Annotated in this window: 10 protein-coding genes and 1 pseudogene; 4 read left to right on the forward strand and 7 right to left on the reverse strand. The window is 49.7% G+C overall.

What is annotated here, in order from left to right; translation table 11 throughout:
- Positions 1-19: 19 nt before the first annotated feature.
- From O71_RS11320 to murI, 3 genes are all read right to left on the reverse strand, one after another.
- Positions 20-1156 (reverse strand): glutathionylspermidine synthase family protein, encoded by a 1137-nt coding sequence (locus O71_RS11320; protein ID WP_040574191.1) that lies wholly within the window; start codon positions 1154-1156, stop codon positions 20-22.
- A gap of 226 nt (positions 1157-1382) precedes the next feature.
- A complete protein-coding gene (locus O71_RS11325) occupies positions 1383-1934 on the reverse strand; it encodes a hypothetical protein (protein WP_040574188.1) in 552 nt (183 codons plus the stop codon).
- Positions 1935-2082: 148 nt separating this feature from the next.
- The gene (gene murI / locus O71_RS11330) at positions 2083-2898 is read right to left on the reverse strand and encodes a glutamate racemase (protein ID WP_007656707.1); all 816 of its coding nucleotides are present in this window, start codon (positions 2896-2898) and stop codon (positions 2083-2085) included.
- Between the two features lie 310 nt (positions 2899-3208).
- On the opposite strand from murI, the gene O71_RS11335 reads away from it, so the two are divergent.
- The 3 genes and pseudogenes from O71_RS11335 to O71_RS11345 all read left to right on the forward strand — a co-directional run bounded on the left by O71_RS11335 (position 3209) and on the right by O71_RS11345 (position 6183).
- A complete protein-coding gene (locus O71_RS11335; RefSeq protein ID WP_007656708.1) occupies positions 3209-3736 on the forward strand; it encodes an RDD family protein in 528 nt (175 codons plus the stop codon).
- An 87-nt stretch (positions 3737-3823) separates the two neighbouring features.
- Positions 3824-4213, forward strand: coding sequence for an SPW repeat protein (locus tag O71_RS11340; protein WP_007656709.1), 390 nt, complete (start codon positions 3824-3826; stop codon positions 4211-4213).
- 96 nt (positions 4214-4309) lie between these two features.
- A pseudogene (locus O71_RS11345) lies at positions 4310-6183 on the forward strand (ABC-F family ATP-binding cassette domain-containing protein).
- A gap of 75 nt (positions 6184-6258) precedes the next feature.
- On the opposite strand, the gene O71_RS11350 reads toward O71_RS11345, so the two are convergent.
- Together O71_RS11350 and O71_RS11355 are read right to left on the reverse strand one after the other, a co-directional pair.
- Positions 6259-7290, reverse strand: a complete 1032-nt coding sequence (locus O71_RS11350) for a hypothetical protein (RefSeq protein WP_007656718.1) — start codon at positions 7288-7290, stop codon at positions 6259-6261.
- 84 nt (positions 7291-7374) lie between these two features.
- Entirely contained in the window at positions 7375-8508 is a 1134-nt protein-coding gene (locus O71_RS11355; RefSeq protein ID WP_071530876.1) for a sulfatase-like hydrolase/transferase, read from the reverse strand.
- 435 nt (positions 8509-8943) lie between these two features.
- Here O71_RS11355 and O71_RS11360 point away from each other — a divergent pair, with 435 nt between their 5' ends.
- Positions 8944-9702 carry a phenylalanine 4-monooxygenase gene (locus O71_RS11360; protein ID WP_007656720.1) on the forward strand — a complete coding sequence of 253 codons (759 nt, stop codon included), beginning with the start codon at positions 8944-8946 and terminating at the stop codon, positions 9700-9702.
- Between the two features lie 74 nt (positions 9703-9776).
- Here O71_RS11360 and O71_RS11365 read toward each other — a convergent pair whose 3' ends face one another.
- Together O71_RS11365 and O71_RS11370 are read right to left on the reverse strand one after the other, a co-directional pair.
- Positions 9777-10448 (reverse strand): hypothetical protein, encoded by a 672-nt coding sequence (locus O71_RS11365; protein ID WP_007656721.1) that lies wholly within the window; start codon positions 10446-10448, stop codon positions 9777-9779.
- A gap of 118 nt (positions 10449-10566) precedes the next feature.
- Positions 10567-11718 (reverse strand): CaiB/BaiF CoA-transferase family protein, encoded by a 1152-nt coding sequence (locus tag O71_RS11370; protein ID WP_040574196.1) that lies wholly within the window; start codon positions 11716-11718, stop codon positions 10567-10569.
- Positions 11719-12003 lie beyond the last annotated feature (285 nt).

A 12003-nucleotide genomic window follows, 5' to 3' on the forward strand; every position in this document is an offset into this window, starting at 1 on the left:
TTTTCAATATTGATAAATACTAACCTTCCACAATATGCGGCACAAACTGCGACAGGTTGGTGATGATGCCTTTTTCGCGGCGAAAGCCGATGGCGGCTCCTTCGCCTGACCAGAATACACCGGCCTGGTACTGGTAGCCTTTGCCGTCTTCGGGCAGATCGCACCAGCGCTGGTATACCTGCTGCTGCTTATCATATTCACCACGAACTTTGGTCACGCGCCCATGGTCTACCACCTCTACACTTTGCCCTTCACGGCCAAAGTATGGCTTTTTGATGTACTTGCCCGTCAGCGGCTCGATGTCTGCCTCCAGCAGAAGAGGGTGGTACGGAAAAGCTTTCCAAAGCCAGGCTAGCATACCTTTGCTCTGAAACAGCAAGGTATAGGCCGGATTGGCAATTGTGATGGTGCGGGAACGGGAGAGCAGTGTCAGGGTTTGCAGCAGTTCTGGCTCTTCCCAGGCAATCTGCTCCCATGGCAGTAACTTAAACAAGAACGGAAAATGCCGCCACTGCTCTGACTCCACTTGTGCCCACACGCCTTTTTCGTCACCCTCTGTAGAGAAGCTCACTTCTTCGATTGGGCAGAGATGGGCTTCAAAACCAGCTTCGTTGGCAGCCTGGGTTATGACCGAGCAGTTGGCTTCGTCCTCTGCACTTGCCCCAATGTAAGTAACGAGCAAGGCAGGTGCTAGGTCTTCGTTTCGTTCGCGCCATACCCTGAGTTGTTCTACCAGAGCTTCGTACAGGCCAGAATACTGCAGGGCATCGTTTTTGCCGGCAACGGCCAGACTGGCCCATTGCACTACAGCGGTTTCAGGTATAGAAGTGGCGGTATCGGCATTAAATTCCAGCATTTTGGGGCCATCCGGCGTCATCGCCAGGTCAAAGCGACCATACAGATGCACCTGTCGGTCGTCGCTCCATGACTGGCGCACTAGCTGCCATAGGTTCTCGGGTATACCCAGCACTTGCAGGAAGGCGTCCGGAAGATCATTCGGAATGGCTTGCACCATCATGTTGTAAAGCGAGCTGGCAGCATCGAGTAATTCTTCTGCTTCGTCTTCGGTAATCACCACTGCCTCGCCGGGCACATAGTTGGCGCATCCGTCCTCCACACACCACTCCCAGCCCAGTCCGCGCACTGCTTTTTCCACATCACCTGTATGAGGTTTTACCTGGATGCTCGTTTTAGAATTTTCTAGCATGAAATACTCAGAAATAAAAGGTTGATACGCAAATGAAGGTATCGGCACAAGCAGCATAGCTTATACTGATACCTTCCATACGAGGCATGAACCCCAATAGGAGCATACCGTTATACCTGATTGTCGGGATACTCTCCTTGCGAAACAGCAAATATGCTTTTCCTATACCTTAAGATTAGGCTCCCGCTCCGCCGCTGCGTCCACGGAAGTAACCGCTTCGGCCTGTACGGGGCGCTGTAGACTGCTGACGGTAAGTCTGCACATTCTGGCGCCAGGCGGCTGTATTGTTCATCACACCCGGGTTGGCATAATAAGCAGGTCTGGGTGACATCATGCGACCGGCCATAAAGCCCATGCCGCTCCACCATAGCACACTGCCCAAACCGAAGCCGCCCTGGGTATATTGCTGCTCATTTTGGGCAATGTCACGCATCTGGTTCTCGAGTGCCAGGCCCTGCAGCGTATCTACGCGGCCATCATTATACTTTAAGATCGCCATGCTCTGGCCCGGTGCTGTGGTACGCTCATCGGTGATCTTCCACTGGTCAGGTGCCTCCTCAGTTAGTTCCGTTACAATCCCATCCGGCACAGGCACTTCTGTACCCGCATTCCATTCATCATTTGTCTGCGTGTTTGAGTCACAGCTGGTGAGTCCCATGGTAGCGGCGGCGGCCATGATAAAGGCATTGCGCTTGAAGTCCCCGATGGTCAAATATCGCTTTTTCATAAGATTATCTCCGTTGATATATAAAGGTACTCTTTTTACGGGATTTCTGAAAGTGAGGGATTGGAGGATGGCTGCATTGTTGATTACCAGTGCATAATTTGGACAGGTCACGACCTGTCATTTTGAAATTCCTGACACTGAAACTCCTCTACTCCCACAAGGGATAATGCTCCAGGTGCACTTTCCGCTTGAAGAAGATGCGGGTACTTTCTTCGAATGACCTGGTAAAATCAGACACAAAAAATGCATGATCGCCCTGCAACTCGCCAGAGGTCAGGTCATTGGTTTCCAGAAATCTCCGAACATGCCTGGCCACGATCTGGCTGGCGTCCAGTACATCTACTTTCCCCTGGTAGTAATTCTCGATCTGTCTTTTGATAAGCGGATAGTGCGTACAACCCAGAATAAGTGCCTCTATACCTTGCAGTTCGGGCGCTGACAGGTAGGCGTGAATCACGTTTTCAGAAATAGAATCATTGAAAAAGCCCTCTTCGATCATGGCAGCTAGCAGCGGCGTGGCATGTGATTTCAGGGTAATATCGAGGTCCAGTTCATCTATCTTTTTGCGATACACATTGGAGTTGACCGTTTGCTTTGTCCCGATAAGTCCAATCGTTTTGCCTGCATAGGTCTTTCCAATATGCTCCACCACCGGTTCTATCACATTCAGCACACGTGCCTTGCTGCCCACATATTCCTTTACAAGCTCATAAGCAGCCGCTGAAGCCGAGTTACAGGCGATTAAAATCACTTTGCAATGCTGCCTGAGCAACAGATCACAAATCTTTACGGCATAAGCCTGTATGGCAGCCGTAGATTTATCCCCATAAGGCAAATGGGCAGTGTCGCCAAAGTATATAAGCCTTTCATTTGGCAGTTCTGCCACGATTGCCTGCGCTACAGTAAGCCCCCCTATGCCACTGTCAAATACCCCGATCGGGTGCATATTTTTTCTCTCTCCCATATGGTGCGAAGTTATGCTAAAACCCACAAAATTAGATGTTCACCATGATTTTAAGATCATTCACTTATTTTGACATTATGATTGAATTTTTCAAACTTACTATTGAGTTATGAAACAGCTTATCATTCAGAGCGACGGCATTAAATATTATTTTTACAATATATTTTGTAAATAAATTTTATTTGGTTATATTTAACTACTTTATACAAAGGGAATTGCTATCTTAATTCTCCATTCCCTGAGTACGACACCCGGCGGCTTTATCAACAGAGCAGATAAAGCAGATTATCCACCTCCTAGCCTAGCCCTTATGTCTACAGCTATCACTGACTCCGCTTTCATCATCTCGTCCGCTTCACCTGTGGTGAAACGAACTCCCTTGTATGGTAGTTTTATCAGTCGCTTTGTGGCCTTCCTGATCGACACGACTATACTCGTGTTCTGGTACTCGATCATACTTTACTCTATGGCCGAAAATTCGCTGCAGTTCAACACCTGGAAACAAGTGGTGGTAGATGGCAACATTAGTATGCTTGAGTTTGAAGCTGTACTTCAGTTATTTTTTTACAGTCTGTATTTTCCTATACTGCACTGGCTTTACTATACCTTGCTGGAGGCCTCCCCCAAGCAGGCTACTATTGGCAAGTTTACCTTGGGGCTGAAAGTAACGGACTTGCGGGGCAAGCGCATTTCTTTTCTTCAGGCTAATGCGCGCTATTTCTCACGCATCCTTTCGGCTTTACCGCTGTTACTTGGCTTTTTGCTCATACAATTTACCCGCCGTAAGCAGGCACTGCACGATTATGTAGCCCGCACCCTAGTGATGACTGAGCAATAAATTGCACTATTTTTCTACTATATATCCAACACCTCTAAGTACGAATCGTATATTATACCTTGTATAACAACAAGAAAGGAGGTAATCATGCGATTTATCCCAACCCGTTTTCACGGTATATTGGATTATGTATATGGTATTTTACTTATTGCATCGCCCTGGCTGTTCAATTTTGCCGCAGGTGGTTCTGAAACCTGGGTACCTGTAGTCATAGGCGCGATCGTGCTTCTGCAAACAATCCTGACAGACTTTGAGATGGGTCTGGTAAAGAAGATTCCAATGCAGACACACCTGATGCTTGACTTTGGCATTGGCGTCATACTAGCACTGTCTCCATGGCTGTTTGGTTTTGCCGACTATGTGTATACACCACACCTGATTTTCGGTGTATTCTCTATACTGGCATCGCTAACGACACATCGTACACCAAGCAGAGCTTACAAAACTAATGTAGCACACGAAGAAACCATGCGATAAGCGATATAAACCATGTGTAATGCAACAGGCTGACTCCATCAAGTCAGCCTGTTTTATTTTGTCTGCCTATAGCGCAGAAATGCCTAAATTTGCTTTATGAATTACCTATCCGCAGAAAATATATCAAAAAGCTTTGGCGAACGCTGGCTTTTCAAAAACCTGAACTTCGGCATCAGCCAGGGCAACGTGTCGCCCTGGTTGGCGTGAACGGCTCTGGCAAAACCACGCTGCTCAATGTGCTGGCAGGCAAATTACCCCCTGACGAGGGTAGCGTGAGCGTGCGCAAAGAAGTCACGATCGGTTTCCTGGGCCAGAACCCGGAGTTTGATGAAGAGCTGACGGTACAGCAGACCATTTTTGGTGGACAGAGCGAAGTACTCGACGTCATCCGCGAATACGAAGTAGCCATCTCCCACCCCGACACTAGTGCGGAGAAGATGCAGCACCTAATGGAGCGTATGGACGAGCTGCAAGCCTGGGATTTTGAGATCAAAGTGAAGCAGATCCTTTCCAAGTTAGGTATACACAATCTTGAGCAGGAGATAAAACAGCTCTCGGGCGGGCAGCGCAAGCGGGTGGCCATGGCCCGAGTGCTCATTGAGGAGCCTAGCATGCTCATTCTGGATGAGCCCACTAACCACCTGGACCTGGACACCATTGAGTGGTTGGAAGGCCTGCTTTCCACGCAGAACACCACCCTGCTGATGGTGACGCACGACCGCTACTTCCTGGATAAGGTGGCCAACGAAATAGCCGAACTCGACAACGGTGAGCTCTATACTTACAAAGGCAACTACAGCTATTTTGTGGAGAAGAAGGCTTCGCGTGAAGAAATGGCCGCTGCAGAAACCGAGAAAGCCCGCAACCTAATGCGCAAAGAGTTGGATTGGATCCGGCGTCAACCAAAGGCCCGCGGTACCAAAGCCAAGTATAGAGTCGATGCTTTTGAAGAATTGAAAGAGAAAGCAGCCAAAAAAACAGCGGCTCCGCAACTGGAGCTTTCCGTAAAGACGACACGCCAGGGCGGCAAGATCATCGAGGTAGACCATATTTCGAAGTCCTTTGGACCTAAGAAAATCGTGGACGACTTCTCTTATGTGTTTAAGAAAAAAGACCGCATTGGCATCGTAGGGCCGAACGGGGCAGGTAAGTCTACTTTCCTGAACATGCTCACCGGCAAACTGCAGCCCGACAGCGGCACCATCGATGCCGGCCAAACTACTGTGTTTGGTTACTACACCCAGGATGAGCTCGAGTACAAGCAAGACCAGCGGGTGATCGACATCGTGAAAGATATTGCAGAGGTAGTGGAGATGGCCAATGGTGAGGTGATCACAGCCAGCCAGTTCCTGCAGCACTTCCAATTTGCGCCGCCGCAGCAGTATACCTTTGTAAGCAAACTGAGCGGTGGGGAGAAGCGCCGTCTGCAGTTGCTGCGCGTGCTGATCAAGAACCCCAACTTCCTGATCCTAGATGAGCCAACCAACGACCTCGACATCATCACGCTCAACATACTGGAAGACTTCCTGCTCAACTTTGGCGGCTGTCTGCTGATGGTATCGCACGACCGTTACTTCATGGACCGGCTGGTAGAGCACCTGTTTGTGTTTGAGGGCGAAGGCAAGATTCGCAACTTCCCGGGCAACTATACCGACTACCGCGAGTGGCTGAAGGAGCAGGAAAAAACCGACCAGGAACCAAAGCAGGCTGCCCCTGTAATCGAAAAGAAACAGGAGCAACCCATGACAGGAAAGCGCAAACCGACTTATCAGGAGAAAAAAGAGTTTGAAGAACTGGAGAAGGAGATGCCAAAACTCGAGGCACGTAAAGCAGAGATCATCGAAACCATGAATGCCGGCACTACCACTGACCACGAGCAGCTTAATGCCTGGGCCAAAGAACTGGAGCAGTTAAACGAGCAACTGGAAGAAAAAGAGATGCGTTGGCTCGAGCTCTCCGAGATCATGTAAGCAACTCACAGCTATACCTTAAGATCGCCGAAGCAACCTGTTTGTTTCGGCGATTTCATTTCAGGCCTTTCACTGTCACGTAGGCTTTCTCGTTACGCTCCCCACTTTCACGATTTCCCGGTCAAACTTGCGGGGGTGGTTGATGATGGCGTAAAAACTATCCAGGTACTTAAGCGACTGCCGCAACCCTGATTTACTCAAGGGCTCACATTGCCTGTATACTGCATAAATCGGAGTACGGTAAGCATTAAACGTGTTAACCATCTCCCGGTGGATGTTATCCGGGAAAGTATACGCTCTGTACAGGCGCTGCTTTACTGACTTTATACCCAACTCGGGAGGCGGTGCAGCATAGGGTGCCCCTACTATACCTGCGTAGTCGAAGTCGAAAGGCACAGGTATAGGTTCTGAAAGTGAGTCAGGTGCCAGCAGATCTATGTTATGCCGGTAAGGCACAGACCAGTCTGTGTTGCCGATCATGTACTGGAAAAGGGCTAACCGGGCCATAGCCTTCGGATCGACAAGGTCCATACTTATGCGCATTTTGCTAGGTATAAGCTTCATATCCAGCCGACTGGCCATGCTTTTGTCATCCTCTATCAGAAAGGCGTAGCGCACCTCTGGTTTGCGTTTTCCCAGGCTGTCTTCGTAGGTCACCTGACAGAGGCGCACCCGAAAGCTCTCTTCAGCCAGCAGGTTGTATACCTTATATACCAGGTACTCCCGCAGCACGTACTCCTCCCCTACGCAGTGTGTTACCAGCTTCAGTTTGTTTTGCCCTTCAAACACGGTTCCTGCCGGCATTTTTTTGCGGATCAGGTTAAGCATGAGCGGCGGAAAGCGGCAGACGGTGACATCGCGACGGCGGTTGCCCCGCACCATCACCCGCAGCGGCAAAGAGATCTCCCCACCTGCAGCATCCTGATAAAAGAGGGTAGCGGCATGATACTTTCTATCATCGCCACGGTCCTTTAACAGCTTTTGAAAGTCGGCAACCAACTTGAATTGAAGCACTGCCTCATCCTCGAAGAGCGGCTTTTCCTGAGCCCGCGCCGGCTGCCACCCCAGCAAAAGAAAAACCAACAGGTATACAAAGCGATCGGCCATGCGGCGATTGTTTCGATGTATAACAATTGGTAACATAACTAGAAACTTAATTGCCTGTGCTGCGACAGTTATAACAGGGCAGGCTTAGAGCCCCATTTGCTTCAGTGCTTTCCTGGAGAACAGGTCTTTCATCACATTCCCTTTCAGTGCAGTTGTATCCATTTTCACCTCCAACCGAATAGAGTCTTTCCGGAAAGCCGTCAGGGTCGTATCCATGGCAAGGTCTACTACTACAGTGTCTACAAGCGGCACTAAGACAGTAGAGTCCATCTCAAAATCGAGCATCCGGGAAACCGTAGCGGAAATATCAACCAAGCTATACTTGGTTTCGACGATAGCGTCTCTTCTAAAATCTGGTCCCAGGGCGAGCAGACTTATATGCTGACAGCCTTCACAATCATCGCCATGGTCTATCCATCCGTTCTTTACCGAATCGAGATGGCGGCCATGGTCCGTGGTAATAAGCATTGTTGTTTTTCCTTTGTAGTGCGCATCTTTTTCAAGGAAATCCCAGAGCTGCTTCACATAGCGGTCGGACCGGGCGATGCCTCTCAGGTAGTAATCCCAGTTTCCGGCGTGGGCATAGCCATCCGGTTCCATAAAATTGATCAGCAGTAGGTTGGGCCTGTGGGTGGTGAGCACTTTCATTACCTCCACCAGCGTGAGAGAATCCGCCCGATAGTCACTGCCAGGGCCGCTCACGCCACAGTTAAGCGATGGCAAAAACTGGTCTTTCCAATCAGGCCGAAGGGTATTGCCCAAAATATCCAGCTTGTCTTTACTTGAAATGATCCAGGCGGCGGTGGTCGGTCTGCCTTTCTGCTTGAGCCACTGCTGAAACAAAGAGGGGTTAGCCGGCAGCTCATCTCCATAGTTATCAATCGGCTGGTTCACCCCAGTCGTGATAGCCGCATGGCCGGAATTGGTGTAGGTATAGCCATCATTCCGGAAGTTTCTGCAGAAGGTGCCTCTTTGGAGCAAATCGGTGGACATGTTAGGAATAATACCTGGCACTGCTCCCCAGGTTTCCGAATACCGAATGCCATCGATCACGACTATAATGACATTCTCAGTCTGCAATCCCTCGACCTTCTCTCCAGTTGGCGAGGTAGCACAGGATGCTGCAACAGCCACTATTGCCCCAATCAGCAAGCGAAACAGCCAATTGCTGCCTCCTATGCGTAATGAAGCCTGCCTGTAGTATCCGGATGCTCCCATACCCAATGCAATTAATAGAAACTAAACTCCTATAATCAGGTATACGAGTTCTGCTAAAGATCAGGCAAAAGCGGTACCTCCGGGCTTAGCTCCTGAAAAACCCTGCAGAATAGTTTGCGTTTAATCCCGATAATTGACTTCTTGCGAACATTAAACATCACATGCAACAACCAGCAGCCATAGCGAACCTCCACTTGACAATGCCTTCAGGCATTGCGCTACTGCATGCTGTTTCCGCTGATTGCTATCGTGCCGCTTATTATTGCTACGGTTATTATTACCGCTGCTCTACTGCGCTCTCTCAGGCAATCAGGCGACTAACATACCGCACTTAAACAGGAAAAGCCCACGGGTCCCTGACTGATACAACTGAAGCAGAGCGAAAGCTCTGCTTTTTTCATTTTATACCTATTCCAAAAACTAAAATTACGCCATATGACATCCATGGACCTGACACAGAACTACAGTAACTACACAGCCGAAAACCACCAGGTATGGGCCATCCTGTTCGACCGCCAATTACGCAACCTACCCGGAAAAGCCATACCTGAGTTTAGGGAAGGTTTGGAAAAAGTCGGTTTCAGCCGTGACCGTATACCTGATTTTAATGAGATAAATCAAAAGCTCAGGCCTTTAACGGGGTTTGAAGTGGTGGCAGCTCCCGGCATTGTCGATGATGCACTGTTCTTCCAGCTCATCGCCAGCAAGCGCTTCCCGGCCACTGTGTGGGTGCGCCGCATGGATCAGCTCGACTACCTCGAGGAGCCCGACATGTTCCATGACGTGTTCGGCCACGTACCGCTGCTCACTATTCCGGTGTACTGCGAGTTCCTGGCCAAGCTATCCGAGCTGGCCCTCTCCCACCTCGACCGCCCCGACATCATCGACCGACTTACACGCATCTACTGGTACACCATCGAGTTCGGGTTGTTCCGCAAACCAGGCCAGCAGGCACAGATCTACGGAGCCGGCATTCTTTCCTCAGTGGGTGAGAGCAACCTGTCTGTATCTGATGAGAGTGTGAAGTTCGGCTTCGATGTAGACCATATCCTCAACACAGCTTACATAAAAGAGACCTTCCAGAGCCAGTACTTCTGCATCCACAGCTTTGAGCAGCTGCTCGAGAGCCTGCCAGCTATAGAAACGGCCCTGCAGCAGCTACGCACCCAGGATGTGCTTGTGCCCACTGCCTGACATAAAAATTCCCGCCAGCATCAGGTATAGACTACCTCTTGCTGGCGGGACTTAACTCTTTCAACTGATCTGCTCTAGTGCGTGAGCTCGTGGTTGATCATAAAACCAAGCTTGCGTGGTCTTGACAGCTGGGAGTTTTCGAGTTTCTGCTTATAGGTGATGCGCTCAATATCCGAGACATCCTGCCCCATCAGGTCATTGTTCACAGCTGCCACCATGGCGCTTTCCACGATCAGGCGCAGCATGTCATCATTTATCACATTGCGGGCAATGCGGTCGTAAGGCAAGTCCATCTGCTTCACACCTTCTATGGCAAAGTGGTTATCGATATTAATGAGCATCCTGCCCACCAGGTAACCAGGGTCGTCGAGGCGGTTGTACTTAACGGTATCTGCCATGAAGTTGTACGCCATGATGTGTCCGAAAAACCGGCGGCGGAAGTCCTCTTCCACGTAATCGTTGCGCATGATCTCGTAGTCGTCAGGGAACGTGACGATGTTGGAATGCATGACAAAAACCAGCAGATCACCAGAAAATTTGATCTGAAATTCCAGATCGGTAATCGCCTTGTATTCGATCACAACATCCGAATTGTGCGTCGTGATCCGATTGGTCAGCTCCTCTACAATCTCCTGCGAAATTTCCTTCATCCGCGTAAAGGTCTGGTAGGCATTGCGGTATATCGCCTGCTTTGTAGCCGACTTTTGCTGCAAGCCTTGTATTATATCGTCGAGTCTATCTTTCATACTTGTGCTTGTTTCGGGTGCTGTATTTTTTACTCTAATCTTCAGAAATAGTTATTCAAGCGGTTTTCCCAAGGTATACCAGCCTTACTGATTTACATTTAACAGACTGATGATCACTTTAATTAACAGGTGCTATAAATTGCCTTAGCACCTGCTCATGATGCTGCGCAAAAGACGGTGGAGGCGTCACTTCAACCGCTTTCATCCCCTCCCCTACAAAAGCTAACTGCCTGATGCCGCTGGGTCCACCTGGCTGGGTAAGCAACATGCGCCTGGCCTGTAGCTGCTCAAAAACCTCGGGTATGCTGTTCACGGCACCGGCCGGCACATGCAGCCTGTGTAGCTCCTGTAATAGCACGGCCCGCTCCTGCTGCCTGATCAGCCGCTCTAACTGTTGATTAATAGCCTCCCGATGCTGCACTCTTGCATTGTTGGTAGCAAAGTGTGAATGATCTGCCAGTGCCTCCTCCCCCAGCACCTGACACAATCGCCTGAACTGCCTGTCGTCACCTATGGCGAGAACCAAAGGCAGGCCGTCTTTGCAGGTAAACACACTGCCGTAGGGTACAATATTGGGGTGCTCAGAACCCATGCGCTGTGGGCTATGCCCTGCCACCAGGTAGTTTGTACCCTGGTTGGCCAATGCTGAAACAGCGGCATCAAACAGCGAAACCTGCACGTACCTGCCCTCCCCGGTACGCTCACGCAGCAGGAGCGCCGTCAGTATACCTTCCTTTAACTGGTGGGCTGCCAGAATATCCATCAGGGCAACAGGCATTTTGGTGGGTGGTCCGTCAGGAGAGCCATTCATATACATAAATCCGCTCTCCGCCTGAATCACGGCATCATACCCTGCACGCTGGTCTTCGGCACCATAGCCCGTAATGTGCCCATAGATCAGCCTGGGGTTGAGTTGAGAAAGAGTACCGTAATCGACCTGCAACTTCTCGGCATCACCGGGCTTGTAGCTCGCTATGACAATGTCCGCTTTGGCAGCTAACTGATGAACAACATCAAGTGAAGTGGGCTCCCTGATATCGAGCCCTACAGAGAGTTTCCCCCAGTTGGCCGCCGAAAAGTAAGCGGAAGCCCCCGCACTCCCCTGCTCCGTTGTCAGTTTCCAGGTGCGGGTGACATCGCCCCCGGTAGCGGCATTTTCAAGCTTTACCACCGTAGCGCCAAGCTCTGCAAAAAACTGTCCTACACTAGGCCCTGCCAGCACACTGGCCAGCTCGAACACCAGCATATTTTTGAAAACGGGTTCAGCCATCGTCATTAGGTATAATCTCAGCGAGAGTTGGTTTCAGTCAATCGCCATGTAACAAAGCTATCAAAAAGGATATAAAAAAAGCAGCTCTCCCGAAGAAGAGCTGCACGTATGTTTTCGCTATGTATTGGATTAGGTTCCGAGCAAAGGGTCGATTAAATCAAGAAAAATATTGCATTAATGATGTTCACGCCCAGTAGAAGATAGAAGTTCGGAGATTCTTTTATAGCTTTTTTCATTTTAATTAAGAATAAATCTTTTTTCTATATGTTTTTAAATGATGGTTTA

It is taken from the genome of Pontibacter sp. BAB1700 (assembly GCF_000277005.1).
Lineage (GTDB): Bacteria > Bacteroidota > Bacteroidia > Cytophagales > Hymenobacteraceae > Pontibacter > Pontibacter lucknowensis.

Coding starts and splice junctions, on each gene's coding strand:
- O71_RS11325 (WP_040574188.1), bottom strand. CDS start 1,934: ATGAAAAAGCGATATTTGACCATCGGGGACTTCAAGCGCAATGCCTTT.
- murI (WP_007656707.1), bottom strand. CDS start 2,898: ATGGGAGAGAGAAAAAATATGCACCCGATCGGGGTATTTGACAGTGGC.
- O71_RS11335 (WP_007656708.1), top strand. CDS start 3,209: ATGTCTACAGCTATCACTGACTCCGCTTTCATCATCTCGTCCGCTTCA.
- O71_RS11340 (WP_007656709.1), top strand. CDS start 3,824: ATGCGATTTATCCCAACCCGTTTTCACGGTATATTGGATTATGTATAT.
- O71_RS11350 (WP_007656718.1), bottom strand. CDS start 7,290: ATGGCCGATCGCTTTGTATACCTGTTGGTTTTTCTTTTGCTGGGGTGG.
- O71_RS11355 (WP_071530876.1), bottom strand. CDS start 8,508: ATGGGAGCATCCGGATACTACAGGCAGGCTTCATTACGCATAGGAGGC.
- O71_RS11360 (WP_007656720.1), top strand. CDS start 8,944: ATGACATCCATGGACCTGACACAGAACTACAGTAACTACACAGCCGAA.
- O71_RS11365 (WP_007656721.1), bottom strand. CDS start 10,448: ATGAAAGATAGACTCGACGATATAATACAAGGCTTGCAGCAAAAGTCG.
- O71_RS11370 (WP_040574196.1), bottom strand. CDS start 11,718: ATGGCTGAACCCGTTTTCAAAAATATGCTGGTGTTCGAGCTGGCCAGT.